This window comes from Pelovirga sp. C15f (assembly GCF_057178085.1).
Map to the genome: position 1 here is coordinate 240,923 of NZ_JBXUCV010000002.1, position 16,994 is coordinate 257,916.

18 protein-coding genes and 1 pseudogene are annotated in these 16,994 nt (G+C 47.2%); 12 read left to right on the forward strand and 7 right to left on the reverse strand.

The window, feature by feature from the left end:
• The first annotated feature begins 190 nt into the window (after positions 1 to 190).
• Both AC1931_RS06365 and AC1931_RS06370 read left to right on the forward strand, forming a co-directional pair.
• Positions 191 to 967 carry a class I SAM-dependent methyltransferase gene (locus AC1931_RS06365; protein WP_483876410.1) on the forward strand — a complete coding sequence of 259 codons (777 nt, stop codon included), beginning with the start codon at positions 191 to 193 and terminating at the stop codon, positions 965 to 967.
• Positions 968 to 1,267: 300 nt separating this feature from the next.
• Positions 1,268 to 1,747, forward strand: a complete 480-nt coding sequence (locus AC1931_RS06370; RefSeq protein ID WP_483876411.1) for a bacteriohemerythrin — start codon at positions 1,268 to 1,270, stop codon at positions 1,745 to 1,747.
• A 395-nt stretch (positions 1,748 to 2,142) separates the two neighbouring features.
• Here AC1931_RS06370 and AC1931_RS06375 read toward each other — a convergent pair whose 3' ends face one another.
• The 3 genes from AC1931_RS06375 to AC1931_RS06385 are packed head-to-tail and all read right to left on the reverse strand — an operon-like array spanning position 2,143 to position 4,865.
• A complete protein-coding gene (locus tag AC1931_RS06375) occupies positions 2,143 to 3,015 on the reverse strand; it encodes a radical SAM protein (RefSeq protein WP_483876412.1) in 873 nt (290 codons plus the stop codon).
• A 9-nt stretch (positions 3,016 to 3,024) separates the two neighbouring features.
• Positions 3,025 to 3,834 carry an SDR family NAD(P)-dependent oxidoreductase gene (locus AC1931_RS06380; RefSeq protein ID WP_483876413.1) on the reverse strand — a complete coding sequence of 270 codons (810 nt, stop codon included), beginning with the start codon at positions 3,832 to 3,834 and terminating at the stop codon, positions 3,025 to 3,027.
• On the reverse strand, positions 3,831 to 4,865 hold the full coding sequence (locus AC1931_RS06385; protein ID WP_483876414.1) for a zinc-binding alcohol dehydrogenase family protein: 1,035 nt from the start codon (positions 4,863 to 4,865) through the stop codon (positions 3,831 to 3,833). Before AC1931_RS06385 ends, AC1931_RS06380 begins: the two co-directional genes overlap by 4 nt.
• 127 nt (positions 4,866 to 4,992) lie before the next feature.
• Between AC1931_RS06385 and AC1931_RS06390 the strand changes: the two genes are divergently transcribed.
• Positions 4,993 to 5,937: a LysR family transcriptional regulator gene (locus AC1931_RS06390; RefSeq protein ID WP_483876415.1), complete on the forward strand. Its 945-nt coding sequence runs from the start codon at positions 4,993 to 4,995 to the stop codon at positions 5,935 to 5,937.
• A gap of 209 nt (positions 5,938 to 6,146) precedes the next feature.
• Here the strand turns inward: AC1931_RS06390 and AC1931_RS06395 are convergent, their stop codons facing one another.
• Positions 6,147 to 7,058, reverse strand: a complete 912-nt coding sequence (locus AC1931_RS06395; protein ID WP_483876416.1) for a LysR family transcriptional regulator — start codon at positions 7,056 to 7,058, stop codon at positions 6,147 to 6,149.
• Between the two features lie 141 nt (positions 7,059 to 7,199).
• Here AC1931_RS06395 and AC1931_RS06400 point away from each other — a divergent pair, with 141 nt between their 5' ends.
• The 9 genes and pseudogenes from AC1931_RS06400 to AC1931_RS06440 form a co-directional block, all read left to right on the forward strand.
• Entirely contained in the window at positions 7,200 to 7,796 is a 597-nt protein-coding gene (locus AC1931_RS06400; RefSeq protein WP_483876417.1) for a YceI family protein, read from the forward strand.
• Between the two features lie 34 nt (positions 7,797 to 7,830).
• Positions 7,831 to 8,622, forward strand: a complete 792-nt coding sequence (gene ygiD / locus AC1931_RS06405; protein ID WP_483876418.1) for a 4,5-DOPA-extradiol-dioxygenase — start codon at positions 7,831 to 7,833, stop codon at positions 8,620 to 8,622.
• 668 nt (positions 8,623 to 9,290) lie between these two features.
• Positions 9,291 to 10,256 (forward strand): Bug family tripartite tricarboxylate transporter substrate binding protein, encoded by a 966-nt coding sequence (locus AC1931_RS06410; RefSeq protein ID WP_483876419.1) that lies wholly within the window; start codon positions 9,291 to 9,293, stop codon positions 10,254 to 10,256.
• A 58-nt stretch (positions 10,257 to 10,314) separates the two neighbouring features.
• Complete coding sequence (locus tag AC1931_RS06415) at positions 10,315 to 10,773, forward strand: tripartite tricarboxylate transporter TctB family protein (RefSeq protein ID WP_483876420.1); 459 nt, start codon at positions 10,315 to 10,317, stop codon at positions 10,771 to 10,773.
• 15 nt (positions 10,774 to 10,788) lie between these two features.
• Entirely contained in the window at positions 10,789 to 12,294 is a 1,506-nt protein-coding gene (locus tag AC1931_RS06420) for a tripartite tricarboxylate transporter permease (RefSeq protein ID WP_483876421.1), read from the forward strand.
• A gap of 49 nt (positions 12,295 to 12,343) precedes the next feature.
• Positions 12,344 to 13,066 carry a GntR family transcriptional regulator gene (locus AC1931_RS06425; RefSeq protein WP_483876422.1) on the forward strand — a complete coding sequence of 241 codons (723 nt, stop codon included), beginning with the start codon at positions 12,344 to 12,346 and terminating at the stop codon, positions 13,064 to 13,066.
• A 17-nt stretch (positions 13,067 to 13,083) separates the two neighbouring features.
• Positions 13,084 to 13,857, forward strand: coding sequence for an amidohydrolase family protein (locus tag AC1931_RS06430; RefSeq protein ID WP_483876423.1), 774 nt, complete (start codon positions 13,084 to 13,086; stop codon positions 13,855 to 13,857).
• 512 nt (positions 13,858 to 14,369) lie between these two features.
• On the forward strand, positions 14,370 to 14,954 hold the full coding sequence (locus AC1931_RS06435) for a flavodoxin family protein (RefSeq protein WP_483876424.1): 585 nt from the start codon (positions 14,370 to 14,372) through the stop codon (positions 14,952 to 14,954).
• Positions 14,955 to 15,055: 101 nt separating this feature from the next.
• Positions 15,056 to 15,217, forward strand: a pseudogene (locus tag AC1931_RS06440) (IS3 family transposase); the annotation flags it as partial.
• A 67-nt stretch (positions 15,218 to 15,284) separates the two neighbouring features.
• Here AC1931_RS06440 and AC1931_RS06445 read toward each other — a convergent pair.
• The 3 genes from AC1931_RS06445 to AC1931_RS06455 are packed head-to-tail and all read right to left on the reverse strand — an operon-like array spanning position 15,285 to position 16,801.
• Complete coding sequence (locus AC1931_RS06445; protein ID WP_483876425.1) at positions 15,285 to 15,761, reverse strand: GNAT family N-acetyltransferase; 477 nt, start codon at positions 15,759 to 15,761, stop codon at positions 15,285 to 15,287.
• 27 nt (positions 15,762 to 15,788) lie between these two features.
• Positions 15,789 to 16,484, reverse strand: a complete 696-nt coding sequence (locus AC1931_RS06450) for a metallophosphoesterase family protein (protein WP_483876426.1) — start codon at positions 16,482 to 16,484, stop codon at positions 15,789 to 15,791.
• Positions 16,481 to 16,801, reverse strand: coding sequence for a hypothetical protein (locus tag AC1931_RS06455; protein WP_483876427.1), 321 nt, complete (start codon positions 16,799 to 16,801; stop codon positions 16,481 to 16,483). The genes AC1931_RS06450 and AC1931_RS06455 overlap by 4 nt, the downstream gene beginning before the upstream one ends.
• Between the last annotated feature and the right edge of the window lie 193 nt (positions 16,802 to 16,994).

Here is a 16,994-nt window from a genome sequence, read left to right on the forward strand (position 1 = left end):
GCCGGATGTCACAACTAACCTTATCATTGGCAGTAGTCCGTCAAAATTCTCTATTTTCGGATTCATTGATCCGAAGGGGGTTTCTATGTCTGAGCCTTCAATTTCCCTGCCCGGACTGGGCTGGAGGCATTTTTTTAACAACAACTGAGTTTTTAAAGGGCAAAAACCCACATAAATGAAGGAATTTTTTATGACCGATGAAAGCAAATCAATCCATGAATTTGATTTCAAATTAATCTGCGAATATTTTTCAACCCTCGAACGACAGGGTCCAGGTAGTCCTGAAGTAACGGTTAAAGCGCTGAGTTTTATCGATAATCTTAACGAAAAATCAAGTATTGTTGACATTGGTTGCGGGTCAGGTGGTCAGACAATGGTTTTAGCACAGCACGCACCGGGCAATATTACAGGAGTCGACCTTTTTCCTGTCTTCATTGATCTGTTTAACAAAAACAGCGTGAAGCTGAATCTTCAGAACAGAGCAAAGGGTATTGTTGGCTCGATGGAAAACCTTCCCTTTGGAGATGAAGAACTGGATCTATTGTGGTCAGAAGGAGCAATTTACAATATAGGCTTTGAGCGGGGGCTAAATGAATGGCGAAGACACCTAAAAGCCGGTGGCTATGTTGCTGTTTCGGAAGCATCGTGGTTCACAGAAAAGCGTCCTGTTGAGATCGAAGATTATTGGATGGATGCTTATCCAGAGATAGACACTATCCCCAACAAAATAGCGCAAATGCAAAAAGCCGGCTATATTCCGGTTGCTGCGTTTATTTTACCCGAAAACTGTTGGACAGAGCATTTCTATGTACCACAAGAGAATGCACAGAAAGTCTTTCTGGAAAATAATGCGGGCAATAAGTCAGCCATAGATTTTATTGCAAACCAACAGCATGAAATTCAGATGTATGATAAGTATAAAGAGTATTATGGTTATGTTTTCTATATAGGGAAAAAACACCAGTAGACCAGCAAGTTACGGCCATTGCCAGAAAACCTCGTTTGACGATTCAGGCTGGATTTTCCGGAAATGCAGGGTTTGCAGAAGGCTTAGATACACTTCGATCTATGGTTCGGAAAACAATGCAGTACAAAATCCAAGACGTTTTCCAGCGCTCTAAACTTACGACTTTAGAGAATGGAAAAAGTTTATCTACCCAGTTGCAATTCACATTTAAATTTAACGCCTGTTGACTTCCAGCGCCCAGCTTGTTAATTATTGCTAATATTTAGTCTTCATATTCATCCACATGGAGAAGGTATCTTTATGGTGTTTTTTGAGTGGAAAGAACAATATGAGTTGGGTATACCGCATATTGACCTGCAACACACGATGATCGTCAACATGATAAACGAACTCTACATGTCCCTCGAAACAAGGGAGGAGGAAGACACAACCTCAAAAATTCTTGAGAAACTGCTTTGCTATGTAGAAGACCATTTTGCCGCCGAGGAAGCAGCAATGCGGGAGAATAATTATCCACATCAGGATGCGCACCTCGCAGCACATGACGCCTTCAGGGTAAAGGTTACTCGACTGCACCATACACATCGGACTGGGGAAAGAATTGCAGGTTATGATTTAAGTGAGTTTTTAAAAGACTGGTTGCTGGAACATATTGCCCAGGTTGATAAAGCCTTTGGAGTCTTCGTATCTCAACTCAGCGAGAAAGCCAAAGAGTCATTTTTCAGACAAAATCCAGACCATCCTCTATCGAAGAATACTGAATCGCTCCTTGTTTTCTAGACACTTTGGAAATGTTTCCTGATTTACGACAATTAGAACAGCAAATCCCCGCTCGGCGACCCAAGCGGGGATTTCTGGTAATGCAGGGCCTGCAAGAATTTGATATTAGCTTCTCTGTGAAGCAGTCAAAATTGGGTGGAGCAACTTCCGAGACGTGTTTTCATGGCAAAAAAGCACTGACCTGAAATCGTCAGTTCAGTGTCGTGGATATCGCGATATGTAAGACGTGCTCGGTCTGCCCGACTTTCTGACCGCCAAAACAATGCAGTGCAACTTGCGGGACACTTTCGGCGAGGCAAGGATTCCTGACAGAAAGCGGGGCCCCTGTGCCTGACAAGTCGACACCTGTAGGGAACAGGGCTCTTATGACCGTTACGTCCTTTTTTAAATGCGTGCTACCAGGCAAATATCTGCAGCACCTTTTCCTTGGTTACCGGATGAGTGGCAATGGCCTGTTCAACCTGCTGTAAAAACAGCTCCTGGACATCCGGCAATCTGCCCCGCATCGGCACGATATTGTTACCGTGATCACCCCAGTACATCGTTGGAAAATTGAGACTCTCCAGCAGGTACTTTTCCTCTTCTAGAATCTGCAACGGGGTCGGCAAGACAAATTCTCCCTTCCCAACTTCTCGCTCTAACTCGGTCCCCGGCTGGATGGTCAGCGCCATGGGTGCGATCTCTTCTGGTTGCATAATGTTGAGCAGGCGAACGGTTTCAACAATATGCTCGCGAGAACGTTCTTTGCCACCGAGCCCGAGAATGAAGGAGAGTAGCATTTCGATCCCAGCAGCTTTCGCTTTTTCCAATCCTGCCAGCGCTTGGTCAACCGTCATTCCTTTTCTGATCCGCTCCAGCACCACCGGATCACCCGACTCCAGGCCAGAGTAGGCAATGGTCAGTCCGGCTTGCCTTAACTGTTTGAGCTCTGCAACCGATTTGCGCTCGAAATCGTTCAGCCCACCGTAGAGTGCAATCCTCTTGTTTTCTGGAAAGGTCGACTTGATCTTGTTCAGAACCTGCAGCAGGAGGTCAGTCTTTAGCACCAACACGTTGCCATCAATCAGGAAGATCGACTCTACGTGCGAGTATGTCCTCCGCGCTTCCTCGATATCCTGGAAAGCATCCTCAAGTGCCCGGATACCGAAATTTTTCTCCCGGAACATATCGCAGAAGGTGCACTTGTTGTTGGTGCAGCCGATGGTCGTCTGGATGAGCAGACTGTTGGCTTCTGGCCAGGGTCGGTAAATTTTTCCTTCGTAATACATAGCTCTTTCCTAGTTTGTTATTTCTGCCAGAACACTCTTGATAACACGCACAACGTCTGTATTTTTCTGCGGATTGAGAGCATCTGCATGGGGTGGGGAGAAGTTTCCCGCATCGTTGTCGAAATACTGGCCAGAGGCCTTGGAAAATTCATCTGATAAGGCAGCGCGGCAAAGGATATCGGCACCGATGCGGAGATCACTACCTGCGACACCAAACCCCTCTTTCACCATCTTGCTGGCAAGCAGTGAACCGGGGTTGACCGCAATGATCGCCGGTCCGTTTTCACCCAGCAATTGCGCCATGGTCCGCGACCAGATGGTGATAGCCCGCTTGCTTTGCGCGTAGGCCGGCATGTCATCCAATTTCTCCCGGCCGGCGAGTGCCTCTAAATTCACCGGAGCTTGGGCGGCAGATGACAAGTTCACTACACGGCCGGTTTTGCCCAGCAACGGCAGCAGTTTCTGGGTCAGCAGGTAGGGGGCCAGTGTGTTGACAACGAAGCGGACATCGAGCCCGTCTGGGGTGATCGGGTCAGCAACTTTGAAGATGCCGGCATTGTTGATCAGCACATCGAGTTGACTATGCTTTTCAGCTACCGCCTTTGCGAAGGCTTCTACTTCTGCCATGTTTGACAGATCCGCGACATAGCTTTCAACCTGCCCTGCACCTGCAAGCTCAGAGAGTTCATTTTCCACTGCGGACAGTTTTTCCGGATTACGCCCATGCAATAAGACCTGATGTCCCTGCGAAACCAGCATGCGGGCTGTTTCCAGCCCGATGCCGTCAGTCGCTCCGGTTATAAGAATCGTTTTACTCATGATGAAAACCCTTCCAGAACAATCTTGCCGATCGATTGGCCTGATTCCAGTTCGGCATGTGCTGTTTTCAGGTTGGTAGCGTTGATGGTTCCGAGATTTTTACCAACAGTGGTCTGGATGAAGCCCTGGTCAATCAAATCCGCAACGCGGGTCAGCAGGCGGCTCTGTTCATCCATGTCAGCCGCGTTGAACATGGAGCGGGCATACATAAACTCGATGTGCAGTGACAGACTCTTAAACTTCATCTTCATCACATCCAACGGCTCTGCAGGGTCATCGATCATGGCGATTCTGCCGAACGGCACCAGTTGTTCGATGTAGGTATCGAAGTAGGAGTCGGTATTGGTCAGGCTGGCAACGTGCGTCAGCTTCCCGATCCCCAGAGCCTCGATCTGTGGCTGGAGCGGCTGGCTGTGGTCGACAACGTAATCGGCGCCCAACTTTTTCACCCAGGCCTGTGAGCTTTCCCGCGAGGCGGTGGCGATAATGGTGGCACCGGTGATGGTTTTGGCGAGTTGCAGCAAGATAGAACCGACCCCGCCTGCGGCGCCGACCACCAAAATCACTTCGTCAGACTTTTTCTTGGAATCTGGAGATTGCTGCTTGATCTCCAGATGCTCAAAGAGCATCTCCCAGGCGGTGATGGTGGTCAGCGGCAGTGCGGCTGCTTCGGCGTCAGACAGGCTTTTCGGTTTGCGGCCGACCAGACGCTCGTCAACCAACTGATATTCTGCATTGCAGCCCTGGCGCATGAGAGCACCGGCATAATAGACTTCGTCTCCTGGCTTGAACTGAGTCGCGCCTTCTCCGATTGCGACCACCTCACCAACGGCATCCCAGCCGATCACTTTGTACTCTCCTTCTTCAGGGGCCATTCCCTGGCGGACCTTGAAGTCGACCGGGTTCACCGCGATCGCTCTGATCTTGACCAGCAGGTCGCGGCCAGTGGCGATCGGCTGGGGAAGTTCGATGTCGATCAAGGATTCAGGATCATTGATGGGGAGTGATTTGGTGTAGCCAACAGCTTTCATAGTGGTTCTCCATTGAGTTAGTGACTTAAATTTTCTGCAAGTTTGTTATTTAAAGTCATCATAGCTCTTGACTGTCTTGTTGTGAACAGTGTAGTGATTGAAACATTATCAAGGGAAATTTGACAATATGCAGATCGAAGACCTCAAAGTTGTTCTCAAGGTAGCTGAATGCCGCAGCATTACCGCTGCGGCAACCCGACTGGATATGCTGACGGCAACGGCCAGTGCTGCCGTCAAGCGGGTGGAAAACGGGCTGGGCATGGAGCTGTTTATTCGCACCACGCGTCAGTTGCGGCTCTCCAATGCTGGGGAGCGATACATCCCCCAGGTTGAAAAGGCCCTGCTCATGCTCGATCAGGCCAAACTGCAGATACGGGATGATCAGGACATTGTTGACGGTGAACTGCGCATTGCCGTCTCATCGGACCTGGGGCGGAATCTGGTGACCCCCTGGCTTGACGAATTTATCGAAACCTACCCGAAGGTCAGTTTGAAGTTGAATGTCAGTGATAGCGCTATCGATTTTTATCGCGATTCGGTGGATATCGCATTGCGCTACGGCTCGCCCAACGAAGCGCATCTCTATGGGTTTAAAATCTGCAACGTCCCGGGGCTCCTTTGTGCAACCAAGGGGTATCTCGATCAAAACGGCACACCCAAACATCCGCACGACCTCCCGACCCATAACGGGCTGTTTTACCAGCTTAACGACGTGGTTCACGATACCTGGACGTTTTCTCAGGGTGAGGCTGAATACAAAATCAAGATGAGCGGCAACCGCGCCTCAAATGATGGTGATCTGGTCAGACGCTGGTGTGTCGCAGGGAAAGGTTTAGCGGTTAAGTCCTGCCTCGACATGTCTGCAGATTTACTCTCCGGAAATGTTTTAAGCGTCATGCCCGAATTCATGCCCAGGTCTACAGAACTATGGCTTATTTGCCCGAGCAGACAATTGATTACACCAGCTGCTCGACTGCTCAGAGATACTCTAAAAATGAAGAGTAAAAATATTTTGCATCAGTTGGTTGAAAAAGGTTTTTTAGACGACGGTGTTCTTGCTTGGGGCAGGTAGAGCGAATACATAAAGTCACCCCGATAAGACACGAAAGCCGCACGGATACCAGATCGTGCGGCTTTCGTGATTTGCGACATTTATCAGACATGGATTTTCCGGAAGTGGCCACTCCCAGTAAAAATTGTCTGCCCTACCTCGAAGCCTTTTAAGGCGTTTCTCTCTCTGGAATTTTCAAAAAAAGAGGGTGGTACCGCTGGGTTTTTGCTTTAGATCTGTGAGTTCCATTTTTCCTGCTTGAATTTATCAACAAGGTAATCGACTAGAGCTCGAACCTTTCCGGAGAGATGCTGGCGGGTTGGATAGACTGCATAAATACCGCGTTCTTCGGTGTGCCATTCAGGGAGTATTTCTATTAGGCGACCTGCAGCCAGATCATCGCTGATGATAAAGTTTGGTTGAACGATAATTCCCAGGCCTTGCATCGCCACTGAGCGGCAGGTGTCGCCATTGTTGACCCGCAGGCGCGGGCTAACCTTCAAACCTTCTGTTGCCCCGCCCGATTTGAATTTCCAGACATCTCCGGTTGGAATATAGCTGTAGCCAATAAATTCATGTCTTGATATCTCGTCCAGCGTTTGCGGTGTACCATGCTTTTCCAAGTACTGTGGAGCGGCGCACATCACCATTCGCGAACTCGCCAGTTTTCGGGCGACCAGAGATGAATCTTCCTGTTGTGGTGCAATCCGAATAGCCAGGTCGTATCCTTCGCCAATCAGATCGACCCGTCTGTCTATCAGCGTGAGATCGAGTTCGACCAGTGGATGCCGTTTAAGAAACTCGCCCCAGTGCTGAGCCAAATGCATGGTTCCGAAGGTGAGAGGAGCGCTGACCTTTAAGATGCCGATGACCGCCTCACGATCTTTACCGACCGCACCTTCAGCCACTTCCAATTCTTCAAGAATATGTTTGCAGCGCTGATAATAGGCTTGGCCGATATCGGTTAGCGATAGTTTGCGGGTTGTTCGGTGCAACAAACGCCCCCCTAAACGAACTTCCAAATCCTGGATAACTCTTGATGCCACTGATTTAGAAATACGCAGTTTTTCTGCTGCGGCGACAAAACTTCCAGCGTCAACAACCGCCATGAAAGTTTCCATTTCTCTGAAACGATCCATCATTATTCCTATTTTCAGGATAGTTAATTCTACAAAAGTGAGTTTATCTTTGTTTTACACAACAGTAAAGTCATTACAAACAGGATTTGGACACTTCATAGCGTTGCCGAATCGAAACCGAACTGATAAAGAAAGGAAAAGAACATGAAAATATTTGCCCTCCCGATTATCGCAACTTTGCTGTTCACCTCATCAAGCTTTGCCGCTACGACCAACTGGAGCATTGACCCTGCCCACTCATCTGTGAGTTTTAAGGTCAAACATATGATGATTTCCGATGTGCGTGGCAGTTTCCGTGATCTGCAGGGGACAGTAACAATCGACGAAAGCAATTTGGCACAATCAAAAGTTGATGTAACCATCGTTGCGACCAGCATCGATACCGGCATTCAGAAGAGAGATGACCACCTGCGCAGTGCCGACTTCCTCGACGTTGCCAAATATCCAAACCTGACATTCTCTTCAAAAGAGGTAAGAAATGTCAGCGACGACCGATTTGAGCTGGTCGGCGACCTGACTCTTCATGGCGTTACCAAAGAGGTGGTTTTAAACGTCAGTGGCCCGACCGCCGAGGCGAAAGATCCTTGGGGAAATCTACGCAGAGCAACCCAGGCTACGACAAAAATCAATCGCAAAGACTTTGGTTTGACCTGGAATTCAGCTCTTGAAACCGGTGGCGTGCTGGTTGGGGAAGAGATCAGAATCGAACTGGATGTCCAGTTTATCAAGCAGGCAAGCTAAGTCGTTTTTAGAAATACAGCTCACAGGAGCGATTATGAACAACTCCAACAACTCAACAATGCCGGCACTGTTTATCGGCCATGGCAGCCCGATGTTGACCCTGAGCGACAACCGCTACACCCGCAGCTGGACAGAGATCGGTCAACAGTTGCCACAACCGAAAGCGATCCTGGTGATTTCTGCTCACTGGTACATTCCAGAGTTGCGGGTGACAGCGATGTCGACGCCAAGGACGATCCATGATTTCTACGGATTCCCGGAGGAGTTGTTCCAGATAGAATATCCGGCCCCCGGCAGTCCCGAACTGGCAGAAAAGGTTGCTGATCTGTTGCTGCCAGACAAGCTTGATTATGATTATCAGTGGGGGCTGGACCACGGAACCTGGGCGGTACTTCGGCACCTGTACCCAAAAGCCCGAGTCCCGGTTGTTCAGTTAGGCCTGGATATGCGTAAAACCCCTGAGGAGCATTATCGGTTGGGACAGAAATTGACAGCCTTGCGCAACGAAGGGGTCCTCATTGTCGGCAGCGGCAACATTGTTCACAACCTTCCCGGTTTCGACTGGCACAATTCGCAAAAAGAACCTCCCGGCTGGGCGGTTGAATTTGAAGCCTGGAACAGGAATAAATTATTAAACGGAAAAGCGGATGAGTTGGTCGACTACCTCGGTCAGGGGGAGGCTGCACAATTAGCAGCCCCCGGACCGGACCATTATCTGCCGTTGCTTTATCTGGCTGCATTGAAAAAAACTGGGGATAAAGTGAACTTCCCGGTCGAAGGTTTCGATGGTGGAACCATGTCGATGCTCTCCGTATTGCTGGCATAAGCGTGAAATCAAGTCCTCGGTTGGTGCCGAGATCTTGATTTTAAGTGTAAGTAAAGCGTATCGGACCGACTAGACTGCGTCTCATAAGTCACGACTATAAGCACACGAAAATCCCGCCTGGCGATCTGAACGGGTTTTTCTGATAACCCAGGAGTTCCAGGAATTACCCATTCGGACTAACTTCCCCGCTAAATTAACTACAAGATGAATTATGAGACGCAAGAACAAAATCTAAACGCCCGCCGTTGATTGATCCCCCTATCAGCTTAGGTTGATTAAGGTGGCAAGATAGTAGTAGACATCCCAAGGCCTCTATACACTTCTTAAGGAATCTGGTGGTGACCTTACGGAGAAAACCTTCATTTGTTCCTTTGCGGAATCATGAATGATCTAAGGCGGTTACAGAGGAATCCTCCGGTAACCCTCCGAATTTATTTTGAAAGTAGGCATTGTTTACTTTCTTGATTCCTGAAGCAAAAGAACACACATTAATTTTCTCACTATCGCACATCACAACGTAAAACGTTTTTTTACTTGACAGTAACGAGATCAATATATAGCTTATGTATATAAGCTATATGATTGCTGGTAGGAGACCTACTGTTTTGGCTGAAATAGTGCTTAACTGCCAAAGCGTTATATTAACCATAACTAAAGGAGGTACGTGCATGAAAAGACTTATTATTGCTTTACTGTCAGGCACCATACTACTGGTTTCGGGAACATTGATGGCCGCTGATTTTCCAACAAGACCAATCACGCATATTGTTCCAGCGAGGGCCGGGGGTGGATACGATCTATCATCACGAGCACTGGCTGCTGGCTGGGAGGATATTCTTGGTCAACCAATCAAGTTCGATTATTCGCCAGGCGCATCTGGCGCAATAGGGTTCGGCAAGCTTGCCAATCTGCCATCTGATGGCTATACGACCATCATGACTACCATTTCCATGCATGCCATCAATGTGAATATTGGTACGTTAGAACAGGGTTGGGATGAGATTGGGTTTGTCGGCAATCTGATTACTGACCCTAATGTACTGCTCGTCCACAAGGACTCCCCTTACAAAACCATCCAAGAGTTTATTGAGGCCGGGAAAAAAGCCAAAAAGCCCCTGACTATTGCAACGTCCCACCCTAAAGCAGTTTCTTCTTTGGCTGCTAAGATTCTTATCGAGATGACTGGCATTAACGCCAAAGTTGTAGCTTTTGATGGTGGTTCTAAAGCGCGTGATGCTTTGGCTGGCAAACAGGTAGACGCTTGTATCGGTCCCTATTTTTCTTCATCCAGCAAAAAAGATTTCATCACCGCCTTGGCCTCTTTCACTAACAAGAAGGTCTATTCTGGGGTATGGGATGTCCCAACAATGTCTGATGCGATAGGTCAAGAGGTCCCAGCAATGGTGGAACCGTTTGCTTTTTTGATAAAACGAGATACCGCTACCGTATCACCTGAAAACTACAAAGTCTTAGTTGATACATTCAAACAAGCCATCTCCTCACCCAAAACTCTTGAAATGGCAGAAAGACAGGGAATGACTCCCTTTATCGATTATTGGTCCCCAGAGGAGTGTGATGCTTTTGTTGAGGAGTTTCAGAAGGTCTGGGAAAAATATAAACATCTGTTGGATTGACCTTTCTTTGGAATCTTATTTCCGCGGCAGTTAATGCTGCCGCGGCGTGGAGATACATGTGACCAAACCAAAGCGTCGATTAGCTTTAGAGGAAGCCATAATTCCCGGACTATCTCTGCTTTTTGTCTTGAGTTATTTCTGGCAAACCAGACAAGCAAACCTGACAGTATTGCTCTGGCCTCTCGGAATCCTTGCGATACTTGGAACTCTGTGGGTATTGGTGTTGATTTTTAATTTAGTACGCAAGGATCGTTCTACTTCATCAACGTCAAAAACTTATACAAAACCCATCCTTATTTTGATCATATCAGTACTCTATCTTGTTCTTTTACCATCTCTCGGATTTGTATTTAGCACTTTCTTGTTTCTGAATGTGTTGTTTCTTTGCCTCGGAAGTAAATCTTATTTCATAAATGTATTTATTGCTTCAGCAATAACCATCATCTTGTTTTTTGGTATGGTGGTTGGTATGGACATGTCTCTGCCTCGGCTTGATCTCGGCATTATTCTTCTCTAGAGCCAGGATAAAATAATGGAAATAGCCAGTTTAAGCATAATAGGTGATGGATTTGCTACCGCATTGCAATTCAACCACCTAAGCTGGATTCTTATTGGCATGCTTGCGGGATTAATCATTGGTGCGATCCCAGGCTTTAACGATACCAACTTTCTAGCCATGATGTTGCCATTAACGGTTTATCTTGGGCCACTCGATTCAGTGATTTTCATGATGTCCTGTTTTTGTGCCGCACAAGCCGCAGGATCGATACCTGCAATTCTACTGAATATCCCCGGAACACCATCTAACGCCACAACCTGTTTAGAAGGGTTTAAAATGACTCGTCGTGGCGAAGCGGGCCACGCTCTGGGTCTATCAGTTGCAGCCTCGACTGTGGGCGGTGTTATCTCGGCCCTCATTGCTTTGGTCCTAGCGCCGGTAGTGGGCGTCTACGCACTTAATTTTGGACCGGCAGAATTGTTCATGATGGCTCTTTTCGGAATGACGGCCGTCGGATCGTTAACTGGAAAGTCATTAACAAAAGGTCTTTTCTCATCAGCTTTAGGGCTCTTTCTGGCTTGTGTTGGAACAGAATTTAATGAAGGATACACCCGTGCAAGCTTTGGGTTCTTTGAACTTTATGAGGGATTTCCACTTATTCCGGTGCTTCTTGGAGTTTTTGGCTTCAGTGAGATATTTATTTTGGTCAACGAAAAAAATCTATTCACCGGAGATGAAAAGCCAGTTACAAATTTTGCTTCTATTTTAGGCGGTGTTAAGGCCTCTATGCAGCATAAGTTTAATATGTTGCGGTCGGCGTTGATCGGCGTATTGGTGGGCATCATTCCCGGCACCGGGGCAGCAATAGCTACTTGGGTCAGCTACGGACAAGCTCGTCAATGGAGTAAACACCCAGAAAAATTTGGCACCGGTTGTGACGAGGGGCTCGTTGCTGCGGATGCATGTAATAACGGTGTCCCCGGCGGGGCATTGATTCCGACTGTTACCCTAGGAATTCCCGGTTCAGGTACAACGCTGGTTGTCATGGCCGCCCTGATGATAAACGGGATTACCCCTGGACCAAGTTTTTTCAGCGATTATGCTGTAGAGGCCTACGCGATACTTTTTGCGTTGCTTTTCGCCAATCTAATGCTGCTGCCAATCGGAATTCTAATCGTGCGGGTTACAAGCAACGTGACAGCAATCCCGAACAAATACCTGGTACCAATTATTGCCCTGTTTTGCTTAATAGGCGGTTTTGCCTGGCGACAGATGGTATTCGATATGTACCTTGTTATCCTGTTCGGCGTACTGGGAGCGTTGCTAAACCGATATGGATATTCTGTTCCAGCGTTTCTGCTGGCTCTGTTGCTGGGACCTTTGGCTGAGCAAAACCTGTATTGGGCCCTCGCTATTGGTGGCATTGAAAGTTTCCAACGGCCTATTGCATTAGTTATTCTTATAGCCACCATCGCTGTCTTGTTAATGCCGAGCCTGTTGAACAAAATGGTCCGGCGAGGAAAGATCTCAGTACCTTAATTCTGTTAGCTATCACTTTTCAATATAAACACCTTTGGATAAAGAAACGATGATCGATTTAGCGGACCAAAGACCACTCTATATTCAGCTTACTGAAGCTATCAAGAAAAAGATTACACGTAATCAGTGGACTCTTGGCATGATGACACCCTCAGAAAATGAGCTTGCAGCGGAGTTTCAAGTCTCTGTTGGTACGGTAAAAAAAGCTCTTGGTGTATTGGTTCAAGAGGGAATTTTGTTTCGCCGTCAGGGGCGTGGAACATTTGTTGCCAGTCCTGATTTCTCTAAAAGTTTTATTCGCTTTTTCCGTTACGGTCTGCCTGAACGCGATGACTCTGACGTTCCCGGAAGCCATATTCTTTCAATGACAATACAAGAGGCCAATTCCAAAGTGTGTGGACGACTACACCTGCAGCCTGATGCAGCAGTTGTACAAATCAAGAGGGTCCGAACCCTAAGAGAAATTCCCTTTTCTTTTGAAGAAATTTTCCTACCTCACAAGCGCTTTAAGGGGATTGAACAGATAAATTTGGAAAACAAGTTGCTCTATCCTATATACAACAAAAAATTTGTGACCCCAATTTTCTGGGCTGATGAATATTTACAACCCGATGTAGCTGATGACGAAGTTGTCGAACACCTAGGCGTAGCTAAAGGATCGCCGGTGATGTGTGTGGAACGAATTGCTTACACTTATGAAGATATCCCGGTTGAGTGGAGACGTAGTATTGGTCGTGGCGACAGCTTCCGTTACCACATCGTCATTCGATGACTCATTGTGAGGAATGAATGTTGCGGGAAATTGCTAAACATAAATTGTTTGACTGTCATTTTCATATTATTGACCCTCAGTTCCCCTTGGTTGAGAATCAGGGGTTTATTCCCGACTATTTTACCTGTGACAATTACCGCCAACGGTTGTCACACTACCGACTTGCGGGTGGCGTCGTAGTATCCGGTTCTTTTCAAGGATTTGATCAGAAATATTTATTGGCCGCTTTGAAAAATCTTGGGCCTAACTATGTTGGAGTCACCCAACTATCTGTCGACGCAAGCGATGAGGAAATTCACGCCCTCAATCAGCACGGGGTACGTGGCGCCCGTTTCAATCTGAAACGGGCAGTCATTGATGACCTTGAACGCATGGATGAGTTCGCTCAACGAATTTTTGCGTTGGTTGGTTGGCATGTCGAATTATATGTCGATTCTAGCGAGCTTATCTCACTGACCCCAACTTTATTGCGGTTACCACGTGTTTCCATAGCTCATCTAGGCCTTTCCAAGGCGGGTTTTCCGTACCTGCTGAACCTCGCTGAGCATGGAGTTCACGTTAAAGCTACCGGATTTGGAAGAGTTGACTTTCCTGTGGAACCGGCACTAAAAGAACTTTATCAAGTTCATCCGAATGGGCTGATGTTCGGTACTGATCTTCCCTGTACTCGGACTTCTACTCCTTATACTGATGCTGATTTTATGCTAGTACTCAACAGTTTAGGTGAAAGTGCCGCGCATCAGGTCTTTTATGAAAATGCTCGCAATTTTTACAATCCAGTTGGATTGTAAATAATAAAATCATCGCATGATAATCAGTATGGTACTGTTGATGTGAACAAATATTCCAACATTGATTCGCTTTAAAATTTGGCCTCGACACAATGGCGCTCAATAATAGTTAGTACACCTCACTGCATTTAGGCACTATTTCTCAGAAAGTGGGGATGGCACGTAAAATAAAAGTTGTTGCCAAGCCCCATCAACGCGTCTAGCGGTCAAGCATAAAGTATGCTCAATGCACATTTCATGAAAATTTAATGCGAAACTAAATCTTCGATCGAACAACGACACTCAAGTCCCATAACTCACGAATTATAAAACACGAAAACCCTCAATCTCCGGATCGGGGGTTTTTCTTACATTGCAGGGATTCTGGCACACAGGTAAACTTAGGCGTTTAAAAACCCTCAAATTCAGTGACATAACATTTGAGACCGTCAGACTTTGCCCTCCAACCTCAATTGCTCTAGGTTGGTAGAAATCTAGCTTTATACGAGTTCCAGATGATCAAGGAGGTGCTTTTGAAGGTTTTATCTATTAATGGCAGCAGAAGAAAAAATGGGAATACGGAATGTCTCATTCAATCAATACTTGCGCCTTCTGAAAAGGCTGGAGCGCAAATAGAATCGATTTCGCTTGGTGGCTACGATATTGGTGCGTGTACCGGATGTGAAGGGTGTCGCAACTCCTGGGAATGTATAATCAAGGATGATTTTGCCCAGGTTGTCGAGAAGATAGATGTTGCAGATGGGATAATCCTCGCTTCACCAACCTACTGGTATTCAGTCACCTCTGACATGAAACGCTTTATTGACCGTTGTTACAGTCTCATCCAGTTTCCCGTCAACCGCAAGGAATGGATCGGAAAATATCAGGGTACAGGAAAAGTCTGTGTTACTGCGGCTATTTGTGAGCAATCTGAAGAATCAGCGATGGGCAACACCCTGTCGCTATTGACTGATTTTTCTAAGGACATTGGAATGGATGTTACCGATTCGGTAAAAGCCTTGGGATTCTTTGAGGCCGGTAGCATTAGAGTGGACCATAAACTCTTGCAAAAAGCAGAGACGGTCGGACAGTCTTTATTTGATCGTCTGAAACGCTAATCCTCTATTTTTCAACGTCCGTAAAATCACGATCCCAGATATTCAACATCCCATCCTGATATCTCACCGTTGGAGTGTCTTGCATTTCATTCTGCAATAGGGGCTTACATTGCCTGGAGCTTATCATTCAACATCGCGGACCTTGGAAGGGTCGGGAGGCAGTTGAATATGCGACATTGGAATGGGTGGACTGGTTTAACAATCGCCGATTGCTGAAGACAATAAAAAATATTTCACCAATGGAAAAAGCAATGGAATATTAACGGCTAGAGGAGTCAGCCAAAGCGGCCTGACTCAAACAAAAACTGTCGCCGGAAAAACCGGGGAAGTTCAGTAAAGAGATTCCCGCAAATCCAGCTCCCAGTAAAGAGCTCCCGGCAGGGGATTGTCATAGTACGGCGGAACTTGACGAAAGCCGAGCTGTTGATACAGGTTGACTGCCTCGGTCAGGGTATCCAGAGTATCCAGACGCATGATCACATAACCGCGTTGCCGGGCAATGGCGATGATTTTTTCGGCGAGCTTTTTTCCCAGTCCTTTACCGCGACCCTCCGGTTTGACGTAGAGGCGTTTCATCTCACAGATGCCTTCTTCGAGTTTGCGTAACGCAACGCAGCCGAAGGGCTGCTCGTTGCTCAGCGCCAACAGCAGTGCGCCGTCCGGTGGAGCGTATTTTCCCGGCAGATTGGCAAGTTCCTGTTCAAAATCTTGAAAACACAAATCCACCTGGAGGAACTGTTCGTATTCGCGAAAAAGATCGCGCATCATGTCGAGTTCCGTGGTTGATGTTACTTCTTGAATGATCATGCCAGCTCGCTTAAAAGAGGTAAAAAGTCAGGCTACCTGCCACACTTTTCTGGTCAAGACATCACAGGCCGTCAGGGTTCTGCCGTAAACCGCACCGGTATCAAGATTGTAGCGCCCCGGCTCAAAGTAGGGCTTTCCATCAGTGGTCGGATGATGACCGACGACATGAATTTCACCATCCTGCCCTGGTGGCGACATTCGTTCCCACATCAATGTGAAAGGATCTTGCAATTCAAGCGGAAGGCCCTGTTCAATCCCGGCGTGGACAAAGACAAAATGTTCGAATCGCCACCACAGACGAGTCGATTGCAAAAAGGCGATATGCTCGTTGGGAAAGTCAGTAAGGTGGGTGATTCGATAGCTGCGCAGGGTTTGTTTGCCACCGTTGAACAGAAAAATATCGATGTCGGATTCCGAGGCGCGGGCTCGATAGGCACGCGACTGGTCGCGTAAGCGGTGGCCGGTGATAACGCCATTCTCGATGAGCGCATCAAGGACCATCTGATCGTGATTGCCCCGAATAAAAACGGAGTCCGGGAATGCCTCACGAAAGCGGATCAGATGCTCAACAACGCCTTTGCTGTTCTTGCCCCGGTCAATGTAATCACCAAGAAAGACGAAGCGATCATGATCCGTGGGCGCAAGGGTATTCAACAACCGATTGAGTTGCCCCAGTTCGCCGTGTATATCGCCGATGGCGATTAATCTATCAGGCTTGGTCATCTTGTAAGTATTATATCCACCATGATTAAGCCGATGACAAAAATGTTGGCAAACCAGTAAACATAGCGAATCTTTTTGTGCAGGTATGACCTTGATAACACCCAAACCAATAGCCAGTGAACTATATTGACGGCAATAAATGCAGGAACAGATATAATCAGAAAAACCAAGTATTCACCGCCACCCGCACTGACGCTTTGCAGACCTGAAGCGGTTTTCCAAGCCTCAATACCAAAGGCTATAATCGTTAGTGAAAGCCCTAAAACAGCAGCGTTACCACTATGAGAGGCATAAATCTTTAACTTTTCTTTATTCATAAAATAACCATTCTGTCAGGACAAATCTGGCGCCATTGCTAAACTTTCCGCTTGAATGAAACGGATCTGAAAATAAAAAACCCTTCGTGCGGAGGGGGGGTGCACGAAGGGTTTTTGGGAAGCTATGTAGCCCCCTTGCTCTGAAGATTACTCTAACTCAGCATCTGGGGGCAAGCTTAAATCGACAGAAAAG